Source organism: Flavisolibacter ginsenosidimutans (assembly GCF_007970805.1).
Lineage (GTDB): Bacteria > Bacteroidota > Bacteroidia > Chitinophagales > Chitinophagaceae > Flavisolibacter > Flavisolibacter ginsenosidimutans.
Genome location: NZ_CP042433.1, coordinates 334,779 through 353,416, shown reverse-complemented (window position 1 = coordinate 353,416; position 18,638 = coordinate 334,779). Strand labels below are relative to the sequence as shown.

At 46.6% G+C, this 18,638-nt stretch carries 17 protein-coding genes; 15 read left to right on the top strand and 2 right to left on the bottom strand.

What is annotated here, in order from left to right; translation table 11 throughout:
* The first annotated feature begins 9 nt into the window (after positions 1-9).
* The 15 genes from FSB75_RS01310 to FSB75_RS01245 all read left to right on the top strand — a co-directional run bounded on the left by FSB75_RS01310 (position 10) and on the right by FSB75_RS01245 (position 14,366).
* Complete coding sequence (locus FSB75_RS01310) at positions 10-600, top strand: RNA polymerase sigma factor (protein ID WP_317130414.1); 591 nt, start codon at positions 10-12, stop codon at positions 598-600.
* On the top strand, positions 597-2,123 hold the full coding sequence (locus tag FSB75_RS01305) for an outer membrane beta-barrel protein (protein WP_146781659.1): 1,527 nt from the start codon (positions 597-599) through the stop codon (positions 2,121-2,123). The genes FSB75_RS01310 and FSB75_RS01305 overlap by 4 nt, the downstream gene beginning before the upstream one ends.
* Positions 2,124-2,340: 217 nt before the next feature.
* Positions 2,341-2,922 (top strand): RNA polymerase sigma factor, encoded by a 582-nt coding sequence (locus tag FSB75_RS01300; protein WP_146781657.1) that lies wholly within the window; start codon positions 2,341-2,343, stop codon positions 2,920-2,922.
* Positions 2,923-3,072: 150 nt separating this feature from the next.
* The gene (locus FSB75_RS01295) at positions 3,073-4,101 is read left to right on the top strand and encodes a multicopper oxidase domain-containing protein (RefSeq protein ID WP_146781655.1); all 1,029 of its coding nucleotides are present in this window, start codon (positions 3,073-3,075) and stop codon (positions 4,099-4,101) included.
* 117 nt (positions 4,102-4,218) lie between these two features.
* Complete coding sequence (gene ric, locus FSB75_RS01290; protein WP_227990738.1) at positions 4,219-5,436, top strand: iron-sulfur cluster repair di-iron protein; 1,218 nt, start codon at positions 4,219-4,221, stop codon at positions 5,434-5,436.
* Positions 5,437-5,535: 99 nt separating this feature from the next.
* On the top strand, positions 5,536-6,342 hold the full coding sequence (locus tag FSB75_RS01285; RefSeq protein WP_146781653.1) for a DUF2249 domain-containing protein: 807 nt from the start codon (positions 5,536-5,538) through the stop codon (positions 6,340-6,342).
* Positions 6,343-7,629 carry a cytochrome C oxidase subunit I gene (locus FSB75_RS01280; RefSeq protein ID WP_146781651.1) on the top strand — a complete coding sequence of 429 codons (1,287 nt, stop codon included), beginning with the start codon at positions 6,343-6,345 and terminating at the stop codon, positions 7,627-7,629.
* Complete coding sequence (locus FSB75_RS01275; RefSeq protein ID WP_146781648.1) at positions 7,626-7,952, top strand: metal-sulfur cluster assembly factor; 327 nt, start codon at positions 7,626-7,628, stop codon at positions 7,950-7,952. The genes FSB75_RS01280 and FSB75_RS01275 overlap by 4 nt, the downstream gene beginning before the upstream one ends.
* 2 nt (positions 7,953-7,954) lie before the next feature.
* A complete protein-coding gene (locus FSB75_RS01270) occupies positions 7,955-8,386 on the top strand; it encodes an RrF2 family transcriptional regulator (protein ID WP_146781646.1) in 432 nt (143 codons plus the stop codon).
* A 24-nt stretch (positions 8,387-8,410) separates the two neighbouring features.
* Positions 8,411-10,252, top strand: a complete 1,842-nt coding sequence (locus FSB75_RS01265; protein ID WP_146781644.1) for a hypothetical protein — start codon at positions 8,411-8,413, stop codon at positions 10,250-10,252.
* Positions 10,253-10,271: 19 nt separating this feature from the next.
* Entirely contained in the window at positions 10,272-10,664 is a 393-nt protein-coding gene (locus FSB75_RS01260) for a group III truncated hemoglobin (RefSeq protein WP_146781642.1), read from the top strand.
* A 281-nt stretch (positions 10,665-10,945) separates the two neighbouring features.
* On the top strand, positions 10,946-11,596 hold the full coding sequence (locus tag FSB75_RS22325; protein WP_394345160.1) for an MFS transporter: 651 nt from the start codon (positions 10,946-10,948) through the stop codon (positions 11,594-11,596).
* Positions 11,488-12,420, top strand: a complete 933-nt coding sequence (locus FSB75_RS01255; RefSeq protein ID WP_394345174.1) for an MFS transporter — start codon at positions 11,488-11,490, stop codon at positions 12,418-12,420. The genes FSB75_RS22325 and FSB75_RS01255 overlap by 109 nt, the downstream gene beginning before the upstream one ends.
* Before the next feature lie 23 nt (positions 12,421-12,443).
* Entirely contained in the window at positions 12,444-13,709 is a 1,266-nt protein-coding gene (locus FSB75_RS01250) for a M20 family metallopeptidase (RefSeq protein ID WP_146781640.1), read from the top strand.
* A 15-nt stretch (positions 13,710-13,724) separates the two neighbouring features.
* Complete coding sequence (locus FSB75_RS01245; RefSeq protein WP_146781638.1) at positions 13,725-14,366, top strand: trimeric intracellular cation channel family protein; 642 nt, start codon at positions 13,725-13,727, stop codon at positions 14,364-14,366.
* A gap of 361 nt (positions 14,367-14,727) precedes the next feature.
* Here FSB75_RS01245 and FSB75_RS01240 read toward each other — a convergent pair whose 3' ends face one another.
* Together FSB75_RS01240 and FSB75_RS01235 are read right to left on the bottom strand one after the other, a co-directional pair.
* Positions 14,728-15,471: a LytR/AlgR family response regulator transcription factor gene (locus FSB75_RS01240; protein WP_146781637.1), complete on the bottom strand. Its 744-nt coding sequence runs from the start codon at positions 15,469-15,471 to the stop codon at positions 14,728-14,730.
* A 10-nt stretch (positions 15,472-15,481) separates the two neighbouring features.
* Complete coding sequence (locus FSB75_RS01235; protein ID WP_146781635.1) at positions 15,482-18,580, bottom strand: ligand-binding sensor domain-containing protein; 3,099 nt, start codon at positions 18,578-18,580, stop codon at positions 15,482-15,484.
* Between the last annotated feature and the right edge of the window lie 58 nt (positions 18,581-18,638).

Here is an 18,638-nt window from a genome sequence, read left to right as displayed (position 1 = left end):
TTTTTCAGCCTGCATCTATCCAACGCACAAAACCGGTTTAGCATACATCATCAACCGCTTATACAAGCTTGCCTTTCGGGAGACCGTTCGTCGCAAAACGAACTGTATCGCAGCTTTGCGCCCCGCATGTTTACCGTTTGCCTTCGGTACGGCAAAGACCGGCACGAGGCCGAAGAAATTTTACAGGAAGGCTTCATTAAGGTTTTCTCCTCGCTGCACCAATACCGCAATGAAGGTTCACTGGAAGGCTGGATACGCCGCGTGATGGTAACCACTGCGCTGCAGCGCCTGCGCAGCCGGCCAGCACTGCACGCCGTACTTTCGGTTGACAGCAGCGGCCACGACGTGAAAGACCACGAAAACATTGAAAGCAGCCTGACCGCAAAAGAACTGTTGGCACTTGTGCAGGCTTTGCCCTTTGTTTACCGAACGGTGTTCAACCTGTACGTGTTTGAAGGCTACAAGCACAAGGAAATTGCGGAAGCGCTGAACATTTCGGAGGGCACGTCAAAATCGAATTTGTATGATGCGAGGCAATGGCTGAAAGAAAAAATAAAAAAAAATAATCACTTGTCTAACCCGAAACAAAAGAGCCTATGAACGATGATTTACACAATATAGATGATTTGTTCAGGAAGGGCATCGAAGGACACGAGGAGGACGTGCCGCCATCGGTGTGGGAGGCTATAAGCAACGATCTTGACAAAAAGCAGGCATCGTATTACAAGCATAAATATTACCGGGTTAAAAGGGCCTCCGTGCTTTTACTGCTGCTCTGTTTTTTGGGAGGCGTTTACATTATTTACAAAGAATCGCCGGGCAGAGAAACGAATTCTTCCGCACACAAGAAACAGGTACAGACAACAAAAACAACAGGACGTTCAACAGAGAATGGAAACCCGGAGTCGTCCGCAGCAAACGAAGAAAGCCAACCAACCAACAACGGTAAACGAGAAAAAGAGAAAACAGTAACAAGCGATACCGTTTCTAGTTCAGCCCTCGTTCCTTCTCCGGCACCGAAGGCAACTGCGGCGCAGCCGGTAGAAAACAACCAGTCAACCGAAGTTGCGGCAACAACAAAAAATCAAATTTTACTTTCTAAACGCTTGCGGGTACCAATTACGACAGCAGGCATTGAGCCAGCAAACAACAAACAACAAGAGAACAAGCTATCAATAATCAATCAATCAGTTGCTTCAAAAGGCAACCAGCCGCTGCGCAATAAATCTTTCCCGGCACAAAATAATTTGCCGCAGGATGCTTCGCCATCTACCTCACGCTTGCCGCTAAGAAACAGAGATTACGCAACGCCGACAATTGATCTTAAAGCTTTGCAAGCAAACGATCAATCCATCTTGCCACCAAAAACCGTTGCCTCTAAAAACAAAGCAAAAGGGCCGCAGGGTTTCTCTCTTTCAGTATTTGCAGCGCCCAACATCGGCTTCGATCGTTTAGAAGACGATGATCATCTTGCGGGACCGGGACGAAATCGCCTGGAAGCGCACAAGCAGGAACAAAAAAGCTTTTCGTTTAGCGCGGGCCTGTTGCTTGGTTACGATCTTACAAAAAACCTGCGGCTGCAATCGGGCATCAGCGTTACGTCTTCCGCCACCACCATTGCTCCCATGACTGTTTATGCAAAGCCCGATGCAAGCGGTCGTACGCGTTACGAGTTGCATTGCTCTTCGGGTGACGTTTACATTTCTCCGAAAGGAAGCGTGCAACCCACGCTTGGCGACAGCAGCGCCAAAACATCGGGCACGGTTTCAAAACTCACGTACGTAAGCGTTCCGGTGGCTTTGAGCTATCGTCTTGCAATGGGCAAATTTTCCTTGTCTCCAGGCATTGGTGCAGGACTAAATTTTTTAACCAGCGGGAAAACAAAAACAGGTTTGTCCAACACAAACGGAAGTGAAAGCACAAGCGCATCCATCACCGGGCTTAAATCAAATTACGTTGACGCACATCTTGGCCTGGGCATCGAATACAGCCTGGGCAAAAAACTCTCGGTTGGCATAAAACCCACCGCAAGGTTGGCATTAACACCCATCAACAAGGAAACACCGGTCAAATCCTATCAAAACTTTTTGAGTGTGGAAACCGGCGTGCGGATAAAACTTTAGAAAAATCATTCTAAAACAAAAACCGATGAAAGACGATCTTCTTTTTACGGCCGATTTGTTGCTGGCCGTCGTCCGCTTTGTTTTGTTCGACAAGTTTTCAATTAATGGCATTATCTGATTTTGTTAAGGAATTTCCAATCTAAAAAATTTATAACCGTTTAACCCAACGGTGACTTCTGCAGCAGCATCTTCTTTTTATTTAAACGCAAAAAGTACCATGAGAAGATTAGCAAGCTTGACCGACAACGAATTGATTCAATCTTTTAGCCAAGGCTGCGAAAAGGCTTTTGAAGTATTGTTTGCCCGTTATAAAGATGATGTGCGCAACGTGATTCTGCATTACATAAAAGACAGGCTCGAAACCGAAGACCTGACGCAAGATGCTTTTCTGAAAATTTACACATCGCTTAAACGCGGAAAGTACAACGAGCAGGGAAAGTTTTTGCCCTGGGCCTTGCGCATTGCCCGCAATCTGTGCATGGATTATCTGCGAAAAGGCCCACAGGGAAACGCGTCGCAGCAAATGTTTAACGACAAACTTTTTTGCACCACTACGTTTTGCACCGCCGAAACAGCCCTCATAGAAACGCAACAGCAACGCCACCTGAATGTTTTCATCAACCGCCTGCCCGAAGACCAAAAGAAAGTAGTTTACTACCGCTACTTTGAAGAATTAAGCTTTAAAGAAATTGCGGCGCTGATGAACACCAGCGTAAACACATCACTCGGACGAATGCGCTACGGACTTTCGCACCTGCGCAAGCAACTGCAAAATCATCCATCGCTTTTGCTGCGCTGAACTTTACTGCGCTTTTTTTCTGAACATACCTTTTGTTGAAGCCGGTTTTTGTGTACGAACCGGCTTTCGCTTTTCTAAAGATTCCTGTGTCACCAATATCTTCTTCAAGAGAAGATTGGCCCAATGGCATAATTTTATACAAAATCAAACATGCGTGTTCTAACATTTCTAAGCTGCGCAGGCTTTTTGTTTTTTTCCTGCAAGCAAAACGGCACCTCCGAAAGCGATTCGAAAAAAGTGTTGGGTTCGCCAAAAGCAACGGTCACCACAAGCCCAAATATAGAAACACAAAAAGGCCCGCTTGCCTATGCGCCAAACGTTCCGGCTTTGCAAAGCGGCGATACCGTTGAGGTAAAGTTTGATGTTGACCACAAACTCTTCGAAGTCAAAAAAGGAATTTCATTTACCGGCTGGCTTTTCGGCGACTCGCTTCCCGGGCCTATCTTAAGAGTAAAGGTTGGACAAACCGTAAAATTTTCGATGACGGACCGGTCGAACGATTCGTCAATGAAAGGCATGAACATGGCGATGAACATGCAGCCCATGCCGCATTCGATAGACTTTCACGCGGCGATGGTTAACCCCGAAGACAAGTACCGGAGCATTTCTCCGGGCGAAACCATCCACTTCACCTGGACGGCCAATTATCCCGGCGTCTTTATGTACCACTGCGGTACGCCCATGGTTTTACTGCACATGATTTCCGGCATGGTGGGCATGGTTATCGTTGAACCGGGCGGCGGCTTTCCCGGAAAAGTTGATCGTGAGTTTGCCATTGTTCAAAATGAATATTATTTAAAACAACAGGGCGACAGATACGCTCCCGACACGTCAATTGCCCTGAAAAAACAACCCAATTTTATGGCCTTCAACGGCAAGGTTGGGCAATACATCATTAAACCCATTCACGTAAAAGCAGGCGAACGCATCCGGCTTTATTTTTTGAACGTTGGCCCCAACAACATTTCCAGCTTTCACGTCATCGGAACCATTTTTGACAAGGTTTGGCTGGACGGCAATCCCGCCAACCAATTTGTGGGAATGCAAGCGGTGCTGGTCGGTCCGGCGCAGGGTGCCATCATGGAATTTGTGCTGCCTGAAAAAGGGCGATACACCTTCGTTGACCACTCCTTTGCCAATGCAGAAATGGGTGCGGCCGGCGTGTTTGTTGCCGATTAAACCAAGGCTTCACACAATTTTCTTCCGAACGAAAAAGTGAAAAAGGATTCCATCTGATTAAAATCAGGTTTTGAATAAAAGCATTCAAATACTTTTATTCTTTAAATGATTTTAACCATGGAGAGTTTATTTGTTCCCTCACTGCAACCTGCCTTAAAGCATCCCACCATCTTAAAGAAATTTGACGACTTAAAAAGCGGCGAAGCTTTTTTGTTGATAAACGATCACGATCCCATTCCGCTGTATTACGAGATGAAAGCCGAGAAAGGCGAAATCTTTGAATGGAAAAAAGTAGAAGACGGACCGGAAGTTTGGAAGGTGGAAATTAAAAAAACCGCCGGAGAAACGAAACCCGGCCAGGCGGTGAACGAAAAAAAGGAAGAAGCTCAAACGGATTTGTTTGTTTTGAACGTAACGCTGATTGAGCCGCGCCTAAAGCACCCAACCATCTTCAAGCATTTTGATGCTTTAAAAGAAGGTGAAGCCTTTGAGATTTTAAATGACCACGACCCGAAGCCTTTGTACTATCAATTGCTAGGGGAAAGAGGAAATATTTTTACCTGGTCATACATTGAACAAGGACCGCAGTGGTGGCGTGTTCAAATTAAAAAGAACGATTTGCAAAACGGCGAAACCGTTGGCGAAATTGCCGCCAAGGACATTCGCAAAGCCGAAGTGTTTAAAAAATACGGCATTGATTTTTGCTGCGGCGGAAAAAAATCCTTGAAGCAGGTTTGCGAAGAAAAAGGTCTGGACGTGGAGATTGTGGAAGCCGAACTGGAAAACCCAACGCAGCCCGTTTCTTCGGCCAACGATTACAACCGCTGGCAACTTGATTTTCTGGCCGACTACATTTACAACCAGCATCATCTTTACTATTACAACGAGTTGCCGGTACTGAAAGGTTTGATCACGAAAGTAACGCAGCATCACGGCGACAATCATCCCGAACTGAAGTACATGTATTCCTTGTTCGGACAATTGGTTCAGGAACTCGACACGCATTTCCTGCGCGAAGAAAAAGTGGTGTTTCCTTTCATTAAAGCGTTGGTTCAGGCAAAGCGCAGCGGAAGCCTGGAAGCGTTGAACAGCCAGCCTTCGCTCACCGATCCAATCCGCATCATGGAAGTAGACCACGAAGCCGCCGGTGATATTCTTGACGAAATGCAAAAGCTGTCCAACAATTACACGCCGCCTGCAGATGCCTGCAACAGTTACCAGTTCCTGTACAAAAAATTAAAAGACCTCGATGAAGATCTTCACCAGCACATTCATTTGGAGAACAACATTCTTTTTCCAAAAGCACTGAAGCTGGATAAAGAATTGAGATCCTAAAACCGTTGATGCAAGGACAACAGGTCTTGTTAATCAGCAAGACCTGTTCCATCGTTTCCTTACTGCAATGCAGTCATTACCACGCACAATTTTCGAAACATGACCATAAATGCCGATACCAAAATCGCTCCCATATTAAAGCAAAACGCAAGCGCATTGGAAGCCATCGTGAGCATCAGTCCCAAATTCGAAAAGCTGCGAAACCCTTTGCTGCGCAAGCTGATGGCCGGGAGAACGACGCTGGCGGAAGCATCGAGGTTGGGCGGTTGCAGCATGGATGACTTCTTCAAAAAGCTGGAGCCATTGGGTTTTGAAATCGACAGAAATACCAATGCGGTTGACGGTGCAAAAAAACCGGTTCCTGCTTTCGTTGCCTCGCTTAAAAAACAGCAAGTGATTGAACTGGATGTTCGGCCCGTTATTTCTTCGGGCAGCGATCCGCTCAACGTCATCATGGAAAAGGTAAAGAGCGTTAAACCCGGAGACGTGTTAAAGATCATCAACACATTCGAACCAACGCCCTTGATACGCCTGTTGGAGAAGAAAGGTTTTGAAAGTTATGTGAATGCCGTTAACAACAATTTGATCGAAACCTACTTTCATAAAAAAGAGGCGAGCAATCAGGGTGAAATTGAACCGGCACAACCAACGGCAAGCGATTGGGACAACGTGCTGAAAAAATTCGGTGACAAGGTTCAGAAGATAGAAGTTCGTCATCTGGAAATGCCGCAACCGATGCTCACTATTTTGGACGCACTGGACCGATTGGAAAACGGCACCGCTTTGTACGTTTATCACAAACGCATTCCCGTTTTTCTTTTGCCCGAACTGGCGCAACGCGGTTTTGATTACCGGATAAAAGAAATACAAGACGGAGAAGTGCATCTCCTCATTTTTAAAAACTAAATGGTCGTTAACACAAATAACAACCTTGTACAAAACACCACGCACAAAGTGGTGATTCCGTTTTACGTGTACGCCGGGTTGTCGTTTTTGACGGCAACCGTTTTATTATTTCTTTCCGACAACGCTTTTACACAACATTATTTTCAGCCTCGCACATTGGCCATCACGCACACGATGGCACTCGGTTGGGGCACCATGATTATTTTGGGCGCCAGCCATCAACTTGTTCCCGTTCTCATTGAAGCAAAACTGTTCAGCAACGCACTGGCTTATGCTTCTTTCGTGCTGGCAGCCATTGGAATACCCTTGCTTATTTATTCTTTTTTTCAATTTCAATTCAACGGCATCGCACAAGCGGGAGCTGTTTTAATCAATGCTGCCGTTGTTTGCTTTGTGCTAAACCTGGCCGCAAGTATTTTAAAAAGTAAAAACAAAAACGTACACGCCGTTTTTGTTTTTACCGCATCGGTATGGCTGTTGGCAACAACGGTTATGGGCTTTCTGCTTGTGTTTAATTTCACAAAGAACATCTTGCCGAAAGACTCGGTGCGTTATCTTTCGCTTCACGCACACATCGGGCTAGTTGGTTGGTTTTTGTTGTTGGTAATGGGCGTTGGCTCGCGGTTGATTCCCATGTTCCTCATTTCAAAATACGATGACGCCAAAACGCTTTGGCTGATTTATTTTTTGGTGAACGGAGCGTTGATAAGCTTTATCGTTCTTTTCTTTTCCGCAGTAGATTCTTTTTTTTATACCGTGCCGCTTACGGCTGTTTTGCTGGCTTTGCTTCTGTTTGCCAATTATTGCCGCGAGGCTTACAAACAGCGCATCCGCAAGCAAGTGGACAAGCAGGTAAAAATTTCTTTGCTCTCCGTAGCCATGATGCTGCTGCCCTTAATTTTTTTGGCGGCGTTGATTGCATTGCTTCTGTTTTCGTTTGCCAACACAAAGCTGGTGCTTGCTTACGGCTTTTCGGTTTTCTTTGGCTGGCTTACCGCCATCATTTTGGGCATGACGTTTAAAACACTTCCGTTTATTGTTTGGAACAAAGTCTATCACAACAGAGCCGGATTGGGAAAAACGCCAAATCCGAAAGACCTTTTCAGCGAAAGCCTGTTTCAGAAAATGGGTCTTGCTTACCTGGCGGGATTTGGTTTGTTCACTGCGGGAATTTTGCTTGGCAACACAATTGTTTTGCAGATAGCAAGCGTTTTATTGTTTATCACAGCGGCTTTGTACAACGTGAATATTTTAAAAATGCTTCGACACAAACCTTTAATCAAATGAACGAAGTCATCACCAACAACCCGAAGAAACGCGACGAAGCCCTGGCAGCCCTGCATCAGGTGATTGATCCGGAGATTGGCTTAAACATCGTTGACCTCGGCCTGCTTTATCAAATTGATTTTGACGAAGGGAACAAAATCGTTTTCATTTCCATGACGCTAACCACGCAGTTTTGCCCGATGGGCGACAGCATTCGCAGCAACGCCGGGCAAGCCATGCAGCAAGCCTTTCCCGATTACACAATAGACATTGACCTTGTGTTTGATCCGCCGTGGAGTCCGGAGCGCATATCGGAGCAGGGACAAGAATTTTTAAACCGTTAAGCATGTTAAGTCACACTTGCAAAACCGCGGTCAAAGCCGTTATTTTTTTGGCAACGAAGTATGAGAAGGGCGAGAAAGCCGGCATAAAAGAAATTGCCGAGTACATTGGCGCCAGCGAACACACGGTTGGCAAGATGTTGCAAACGCTGGTAAAGCAAGGCGTCATCAACAGCCTGAAAGGACCGGCGGGCGGCTTTTATCTTTCAACGCAGCAGCGGCAGCAACCGCTGATCAATATTGTGGAAGCCATTGACGGAAAAAATATTTTTAAAAATTGCGGATTAGGATTGAGCCGTTGCTCGTCCACGCATCCCTGCCCCATTCACCACGAATACAAGCAAGCAAGAGACATTACCGAAAAGATTTTTCAATCGAAGAAACTGACCGATCTGTGTGAGCATGTTACCAGCGGAATGGCGTATTTGTTTGGATAACCAGAATCGTTTAAAAAATAAAGAATGAATTACAAAGCTCAACACAGTTTCCACATACCCGTGATGGGTCTTGCGTTTACCATTGACTCGCCGGTGAAGGTGGCCCGGTTTGGCATTGCCTCGGTCGTTTCTATTGTGGAGGACCAGTTGATTGAAACGATGCGAAGCCATTATTATCCGTTCATTAACGAGACTTACCATCCCATTACGACAAAGGTTGATGATTACAGGGCAAAACGGATTACCGATTATTTGAACCTGCTGAATAAAATTGTACAGGCACAGGTAGAAAAGCTGCGGAACGCTGCTTTTGAAGCCGGCTCCGAGATCGTCAAATATTTTGAAATGCTGCCGGAGGAAAACAAACTAAAGCAGCGATACCAACAAATGTTGGGCATCAACGAAAAAGCGGAAAGAGAGAACGCTCAGGCTTATTTGCGAACCCAGATTACTCCGGGCAGCATTGACGTGAACATCATGACCAAAACCGACCGCAATAATTTTTCAAAAGAAGGCGACTTGCTGGAAGACGGTTCGGACGCGGTAGCTGCTTTGAGAGCTTACGCCAAAAGCGATCTTACCAATTCATCCGTTATTTTTTCCGCGGGCATGAACCCGCGGCTGTACAATTATTTGGAGAAGTGCAACCAGTTTGACGCGGATGAAAACGGCAATTTTAAAAAGAAGATCGTTGTGAAGGTCAGCGATTACCGTTCGGCGCTGATTCAAAGTAAATACTTAGCGAAAAAAGGAATTTGGGTGAGTGAGTTTCGCGTGGAGTCGGGCCTCAATTGCGGCGGCCACGCCTTTGCCACCGATGGCTATTTGCTGGGGCCCATCATGGAAGAATTTAAAACAAGAAAGCAGGAGTTGACGGACACGGTTTTTGATTTGTACAAAACAGCCCTGATGAAAAAAGGCGCGAAGGTTCCTGCCGTTGCGCCGGCGATTAAACTATCGGTTCAGGGCGGCATTGGCACTGCGCAAGAAGACCACTTTTTGCGTTCGCATTACGGTGTGCAAAGCACCGGCTGGGGCACGCCGTTTTTGTTGGTTCCCGAAGCAACAACCGTTGATAACGCGACGTTGAACTTATTGTGCAAGGCCAAAAAAGAAGACGTGGTACTGAGCCGCAACTCTCCCCTCGGTGTTCGTTTCCATTATCTCAAAGGCACATCTTCGGAAAAAGAAAAGCTGCGGCGCATTCAAAGCGGAAAGCCGGGAAGTCCGTGTACCGAAAAGCATTTGGAGTTTAATACAGAATTCACAGAGCAGCCCATCTGCACGGCCTCGTACAAATACCAGAAACTAAAAATTGCACAACTGCAATCAATGGAATTGCCGGAAACAGAATATCAAAAGCAACTTGCAGGTGTTTTAGACAAAGAATGTTTGTGTATTGGGCTGAGCAATGCGGCGGCTATAAATTATGAGAAGCCGCTTGTGAAAAATATGCAGGCTGTAGCCATTTGTCCCGGCCCTAACATTGCGCATTTTTCCAACGTGGTTTCCTTGCAAACCATGACGGATCACATTTACGGACGCGCCAACATTATGGATGACGATAACCGGCCGCACATGTTCATTGCCGAACTGAACTTGTACATCAATTACCTGAAAGAAGAAACAGGAAATGATCTCATGCCCGACGTTAAAAAGAAAAAATATTACGAAGGGTTTTGCCAGAATCTTTTGCAAGGCATCTCTTATTACCAAAATCTTGACGCTCCTGTTTCGGCCAAGAACCCATCTTTCGACCGTTCCTTGCAAAAGGCAAAAGAGCGTGTGGAAACAATTTTGGCGAGCCTTGAACCAACCCGTGTTGAAGACGCGGAAAGAAAAGAAACGGCTTTTGCCATCATCTGATTTTAGTTGAAAACAATTTATGCGGCAACAAGATATTTTGAGTCTCGATGATGTAAAACAACTGGTCAATACGTTTTACGGAAAAGTAAGAGAAGACGAAACGCTGGCCGGTATTTTCAACGAACGCATTGGCAACCGCTGGCCCGAACACCTGGAGAAAATGTACCGCTTCTGGCAAACGGTTTTGCTGGAAGATCACACCTATTTTGGTGCGCCGTTTCCGCCTCACGCCAACCTTCCGGTAGAGCATTTGCATTTTGCAAAATGGCTGGAGATTTTTCACGCCACCGTTAACGAATTGTTTGTTGGCGAAAAAGCCGAAGAAGCCAAATGGCGCGGAAGCCGGATGGCCGAAATGTTTCAGATAAAAATTGCGCATCACTGGCAAACGGGCTTCAGAACCGTGGTGTAAGGAAAGCGGATTTCGCGGAAATTGGGAGGTATCGAGCAGACATTTGACGGAAGAAACTTTGCAAGCGTTAAGCGGCAGAAAAGAATAAATGAGTTTGGTTTCCGATCCGTTGACCGCTGCTCAATCTCTATTGAATAGCGCTAACTTTAGTAAGCGTACTGCTTACCTCCTCTCCGCGCATTTCAACAACGACTTCTTATTTGGACGTTGCTGAAACGCTCTTTTGAATCCACCGGGTGAACAGAACGGATAAGATCCATTAACCACACAACAAGACGGGTATGGCATCTTCCAGTCACACGGCCGCACCATCCGCACTCTACCGCGGCACAGACAAATTGATTTTAGGAATTGTTTTAGCGGTCATTACCTTTTGGCTGTTTGCACAAACCACGTTGAATATTGCGCCGGTAATAGGCGCCGATATAAAGATCAGCCACAACGTCAACAGTCTTGCGGTAAGCATTACCGCCTTGTTCTCCGGAATTTTTATTGTGATAGCCGGCGGACTGGCCGATAAAATCGGGCGGGTGAAAATTACCTACCTCGGTCTGCTGCTGAACATTGTCGGTTCTTCGCTCCTTGTTGTTTCGCCTTCAGGCACCGCTGCATTTCTGTTGGCCGGACGTATTTTGCTAGGACTTTCGGCCGCTTGCATCATGCCGGCAACTCTCGCTTTATGCAGGCTTATTTTCAAGGCAAAGAACGCCAGCGGGCCCTTAGTTTTTGGTCCATTGGCTCTTGGGGCGGCTCGGGTCTTTGCTCTTTGTTTGGCGGATTTGTTGCCACCACCATTGGCTGGCGCTGGATTTTTGTTTTCTCTATTCTTGTGGCCATCATCAGTTATTTGTTATTGCGTGGAACACCCGAAAGCAAAGCAAAAAGTACCGCCAAAAAATCGTTTGACTGGGCGGGACTGGTTGCTTTTATAATTGCCCTGCTGGCTCTGAACATTGTCATTGCGCAAGGGGCAAGCCTTGGCTGGCTGAGTGCCGCGGTCTTGATTGGCTGCGCCCTCTTTATCGTTTCCGGTATTGCTTTCTTCCGCATTGAAACAAAAAGTAAAAATGCCTTTGTTGATTTGTCGATGTTTAACAACAAAACTTTTTCAGGAGCAACGCTGTCTAATTTTTTGCTTAACGGAGCGGCCGGAACGCTGCTTGTTTCCCTGGCGCTGGTACAACAGGAGGCCGGTTTATCTTCTTTCCAGTCGGGCTTAATTACGGTGGGTTATTTGGCAGCCATACTCAGTACCATTCGTGTGGGAGAAAAACTGCTTCAAAAATGGGGACCGAGAAAACCGATGCTGCTGGGTTGTTACATCACCGGGCTGGGCATCCTTCTTACCAGTTTCACCTTCCTACTGGCGAAAGAGTACATTGTTGTGGCATTTATCGGTTTCACCTTGTTTGGGGTCGGACTGGGCTTTTATGCCACACCCTCTACCGATGCGGCAGTGAGCAATGTACCGGGCAACAAGGCCGGGTCGGCATCCGGTATTTACAAGATGGCTTCATCGCTTGGCGCGGCTTTGGGTGTGGCCATTTCTGCCGCTATTTTTTACGGGTTGAGCAAGATGCAAAGCCCGCCGCCGATGGCGGATCTATTCATGGGAAGAACGGACAACGTTGGCATACGGTATGCAGCCACTATTGGTCTGCTGTTTAACGTGTTTATGGTTGTGATAGCCATTGTCGCCATCTGGCTAACGGTGTCCAAAAACGGCACTAAAAATGGGGCGAAAGAACAAACCTGATTCTACATTTTAATTACAACGTTATGGACACCGCTCACATCAAAAACGTCAACAATGAATTGGACGGCTTCGTTGACAAGCTGCTTCCCGAACTGGAAGAAATTTACAAAGACATCCACCGCAACCCGGAGTTGTCCATGCAGGAGTCCCGGACCTCTAAAATTGCCGCGGATTATTTGACCAAGTACAAGTATGAAGTGACCACGGAGGTGGGGGCACACGGCGTAGTGGGCCTGTTGAAAAACGGCGAAGGGCCTGTGGTGATGCTGCGGGCCGACATGGATGCGCTTCCGGTTACCGAAACTACCGGGCTGCCTTATGCCAGCACGAAAGTAGCCCGGGACGAAGAAGGCAAAGAAGTCGGCGTGTCGCATGTATGCGGCCACGATCTGCACGTAACCTGGCTGATGGGCGCCGCCCGGTTATTTTCGGAACACAGGGATCAATGGAAAGGAACGCTGATGGCCATTTTTCAGCCCGGTGAAGAAGTTGGCCGCGGCGCGCAAAGCATGATAGACGACGGTATGATGAAGCGTTTTCCCAAGCCGGACATTATTTTGGGGCAGCACGTCATGGTAGGCGAAGCCGGTACAGTGGGGTACCGCAGCGGCGCCATTCTTTCTGCCGGCAATAGCATTAAGGTGAAGCTTTTTGGCCGCGGTGCGCACGGCTCTTATCCCCAAACCTCCATAGACCCGGTTATTATGGCCGCCGCTACCGCCATGCGGCTGCAAACCATTGTTTCCCGCGAGATTGCGCCAACCGAAACGGCGGTACTGACCATAGGCGCCTTGCAGGCCGGCACAAAAGAAAACATCATTCCGGAAGACGCTACTTTAAAACTAAATATCCGCACGTTCAATGATGCGGTGAAGGATCATATTCTTTCTGCTGTGAAACGCATCTGTTGTGCAGAATGTGCGGCATCCAACGCACCAAAAGACCCGGAATTCACGGACCTTGACTCTTACCCGCTCACTGAAAACGACGCCGAGGCCACGGTAAAAGTCGCGGCCGCCTTTAAGGCGGAGTTTGGCGACAAAGCTTACGAAACCGGCCCTGCTTCTGCCAGCGAAGACTTCAGTGTTTTTGGCAGAAGTTGGAGTGTGCCGTATGTCTTTTGGTTCGTGGGTGGAACCGATCCAAAAACCTATCTGGAAGCCAAGGCACACAACAACATAAATGCCATCCCCAGCAATCATTCGCCTAAGTTTGCGCCGGTAATTCATCCCACTTTAAAAACAGGTTTGCAGGCAATGATGACAGCCGCCCTGGCATGGTTTGACTAAACGGCTGTTGGAAGTATGGAAAAGCTGCATTCACTCTACAATTTTCTTGACGTAGCCGGAACGTTTGCCTTTGCCATTAGCGGCGCCACGGCTGCAAGGCAACGCAACCTTGACTTGTTCGGCATTTGTGCCATTGCGTTCGTTGTCGCCTGCGGCGGGGGCATCACCCGTGATCTTTGTATTGGGGCAATCCCGCCTACAGGTCTAACCACCTGGTACTACCTGGCCACGGCCATGACAGCGGCCGCTATGACGGTTGGCTTCTATTCCGTGGTACAACGGATGAATCGTCCGGTAATCCTTTTCGATGCCATTGGCCTTTCGCTGTTTGCAGTAACCGGCGCACAAAAAGCCCTGGCCTATGGGCACAATGGCGAGGTGGCCGTTCTTTTGGGCATTACTACCGCCGTTGGCGGCGGCGTTTTGCGGGATGTTTTGCTGAACCGCGTTCCCGTTATTTTAGAAAGAGAGATTTATGCATCGGCGGCACTGATCGGGGCTTTGTTTGTGGTTGCCGGAAATTATCTGAAATGGATGCCGAACGACTGGATTTCCGTTATTGGCTTACTCACCTGTTTCACTTTACGCATGTTGGCGCTCCGCTATCGTTGGAACCTACCGGGTTCTTCCGAAAATAAAACCGGGCCGGATAAATGAATACTGTTTGCCGTTTTTCCTAAAAGGCCGCATGTTGTTGTTATTCTGTAGACGCGGCAGGCAGGAATTTTAAAAAAAGAAGAAACAAAAAAGCGACGGCAATCCGAAGCTTTCAACCGCGAGTACAGAATTGGCGCTAGTTCGAACTTTCGGTAGAGGATAAAAGATAGGTCAGTGGTTTAAATCAGTGTACGGTTTCGTCAGCCATTCGTTCAAGTTAACGGCTAGCGCTTTGCCAGCCGGTAAATCATCGCGATTTCCTTGTCGGCGTCGGCCGATCGTGTTCCCGTTGATCTAATTGCAAGCATCCTTTTTTGACAGAGTTTGATGCTGCAACGCCTCACATTAGCAGCAGTTCTGTTTACGAACCAATTGCTTTTAAGAACTCAGCTTTCCGTCGCTTTGAAATGCCCAATACCACACCGCTACTCAGCACGACTTGCCCGCCTTCACCGCGAATGTATTTTTCGGCAAAATCTTTATTGATGATATGGGAATTGTGAATGCGCACAAAGGTTTCGGGTGGCAACATGTCTTCAAATTCTTTGAGCGTTCGGCTTACCAGGTATTTCTGATTGTTGTCCAAAAAAACATAAGTGTAGTTAATGCTTGCTTCAAGGTAAACAATGCCGGAGAGTTTGATAAACTGAAGCCCTTCCGCAGTTGGAATTGCAATTTTTTGATGGCTTGTTTTTTTTGATAGATTTTCCAGAAAAATGTCTAACTGGTTTGCAGAATTTACTTGTGCCCGCTTTTCTTCAGCCCGCGATACTGCTGCTTTAAGATCCTCAATCTCGATTGGTTTTACCAAATAATCCAACGCACTAAAGCGAATGGCTTTAATGGCATAGTGGTCATAGGCTGTTGTAAAAATCAGTTCAAAATTTTTGTAGCGAAGGTTTTGCAAAAGAAGAAAGCCGTTCATGACCGGCATTTCAATATCGAGAAAAACAACGTCAGGCCGAATGGCTTCTATTGCCACGAGTGCATCGGCGGCCGTGGTACACAAGGCTGCCAAGTTTAAGTTATGGCAATGGCGCAAAAGTTTTTCTTTTAAAGCATTCAAATTGCTTTCCTCATCATCAACCAGGATCGCGTTTAACATACGTTGAACGTTATGAATTTGCAATTTTTAAATTGACTACCACTTCGGTTCCCGTGTCCCCTTCATCGTTATGCACGTCACTTATTAAAATGTCATCGTTGTCTTTAACGCGGTTGTGCATCCGAATTCTTTCCGTCGTTATTTCGATGCCGTAGGCCTTTTGGCCGGGCTTGTTTCGTTCTTTTATTTCCACCGCTTTTGCTCTTCCCACGCCATTGTCCGAAACAATGTATTGAATGGCCGAACCATTAAGAACGGCCTTTATCGTTATTCTTCGCTCGCCTTCGAGTTTGTTGAACAACCCGTGCTGGATTGCGTTCTCCACAAAGGGTTGTACAATCAGTGGTGGCACTTTGTAATCACCGTTCAGCAATTCCTCGTCTGCCGCAAGGCAAAAGGAAAATTTATTTCCCGAGCGGAATTGTTCCAGTTCAACGTAAAGTTTCAAGGTTTCAAAATCTTTGTAGAAAGGAACCAGGTTGCTTTTTGAACTTTCCAAAACAGAGCGAATAAGTTTTGCGAAGCGTGATAAATAAGTGGTGGCTTTGTCGGCTTGGCCGGTTTGCATCAGGTTGTCAATGGCGCCGAGACAATTGAAAATGAAATGCGGGTTCATCTGCGAACGAAGGGCCGCCATTTCCGTCTCGGCGATCTTGCGTTTTAAGTCTGCTTCGTAACGAATACTTTTTATACGCCTGGAGATGATCAAATAAGTTGTGAGAACAACAAGCAGTATCAGCAATGTTTTAAACCACCAGGTAAGATAGAACGGCGGCGTGATGATGATCTTTACCTGCGCTTCGCTGTCCGCATTTGTTTTATCATCTGCCCTTACTGAAAAAAGATAATCACCCGGCGTAAGATTTGTGTACGTGGCAACACCGTTGACATCACCCTTCACCCACTCTTTATCAACACCTTTTAGCCGGTAAAAAAAACTTTGTTCTTGCACGTTGCTATACGTATTCGTCGTGAATTCGATGGTGATAAAATTCTGACTGCTTTGCAAACGAACCGGCTGACCACTCGCTAACATTGAATCTACCACGAGTGGTTGATCGGCAGTGTGGAAGTTCGTGATCAATACTTTTTTTACGGCCTTGTCTTCTTTAAGTAAAGAAGGAGTAAACAGAACGACTTCCGCTGGTGTGGAGGACAACCACTGACCATTTTGCAACGAAAGAAAATCGTATTGCGCAAAGCTTCCTGTTAGCAAGCCGGCATCGAACGCATACTTAATCAATTTGCCGGTGACCGCTTCCAGTTGGTACAAGTGATAGTCAGTACTAATCCACAAGTTTTGATGCTCGTCTTTTTTTAGCGCATATATACTGGTTCTGTCAAGTGCAGATAAAGATTTTAACCGGCTGTACTTTCCTATTTCGGTGTCAAATAAAAAGACACCACAATGTGCAGTACCAATATAAAAACTGCGTTTTGAAGCTTGTTCAATTCCGTGAATTTCGTTGCTGCAATTGCTGCAACAAGCATCGCCTGTAAGACGATAGATGTTGGTAAAACGATGCTCTGCCTTGTTAAACCGCAACAAGCCAGAGTCGGTACTGCACCAGAGGTCTTGGCCATAGCCCGCATAAATTTTTTTTAGCGGGACTTTCAAAGCAAATACTGGCGTCGCACATTTTTTAAAAAGCCCGGACGCTTTTTCCCACTCCACAATATTGCCGCTGTGCAAGGCAAACCAAAGGTTGCCTTCCTCGTCCTTAACGATTGACCGTATGGTGCTTTTGTCCATTTGCGAGGGCACAATCGTTTTTACTTGTCCGGTTCCTGGATTATACAAATGAAGAGTGCCGTGCTGCGCACCCACCCAAATTATTTTATCATCGCCCTCGGCAAAACTCCACGTCAAGGCAAAATCACGATCACCCGTCGGCTTGATTGTTTTCTTGAAAGAAAGCAGGCTGTCATAGATGCTAAAACCGCCGCCCCATGTGGCGATATAAAGGCTTCCGTTGCTTGCACGAAAGGCCGATGTAATTTCAAACGGAGGCAGAGAAGAAAGCCTGTTTTCTTCGTGTGCGATCCGCTGAAAAAACTGACGGTATGGATTAAAGATGCAAAGACCCTTCTCTGTTCCAATCCAAAGATTTCCTTCCCGGTCTTCGTTCATGCATAAAATTTTGGAATAGGGCTGAAGCGTTGAACTTTCGTTGTTCTGCAAAGGCGCTTGCTCAAACGCATCATCTGTCGAATTGTAGTGAAGTAAACCGGTAAAGTCTGTTCCCACCCAAACTGTTCCGTGGCTATCCTGAAAAATACAAACGGCTGTACCGGTTTCAGGAACCCCTTTTGAGGAAGTCTTTACTTTCCTTTTCATGCCAAGAAAGTATTGTTTCAGCCTTTGTGTTTTTGCGTCGAAATAGAACAACCGTCGTTCCCATGTTGATGCCCAAATATTATCATTCCGGTCAACAAACAAAGCCGAAATCGTTTGTCCACGGAGTGCTTTCAATACTTTATTGCCTTGTGGGTTAAAGGAAGGTGTATAAATCTGTTTTGATGCCTGATCAAACATCATTAAGCCGGCCCAGGTGGGCACCCATACACATTGTCTTTGCGGGTCGGCATAAACGTTGTGACCGAGAACGGTTTGTTGATGTGGTGTAAAGATGCTTAAGGGTTTTAGCGGATCGTTTATTTCGCCGGGAAAGAAAAGGCCAAAATCGGTCATACGCCACGTCCGTTTCGCACTGTCGGAATAATCGACTTGGTTGAACAGCGGACGGCCCGCAATTTCTTCCGTTGAAAAAAGAGTTGCCTGATGGGTTGCCAGGTTAAGACGGGCTAACCTGTCGCCGGCGAGCCAAAGATTGTTGTGGTCATCAGGATAAATGTATTTGATGACTCCTGTATTGATGATCGGTTCAAGCCCCTTATTAAAGTTTTCAAAACGCAAACCATCATAACGTTGTAGCCCGTTATCGGTGGCTACCCAGATAAAGCCCTTTTTATCCTGTGTTATTGCATACACGGTATTGTGCAAAAGGCCGTTTCGTTGATCGATGTGTTTAACGGTGTATCGGGCAAGCGGCTGGGCATTGGTAAAAACAGGAAGCAACAAACTACAAAGCAACAGTAGCCGGGTCATGCCTAAAGTTATTAAAGACGGCGTACGAAAGTTCCCGGCCAAGCAAGTTTCCCGTTCA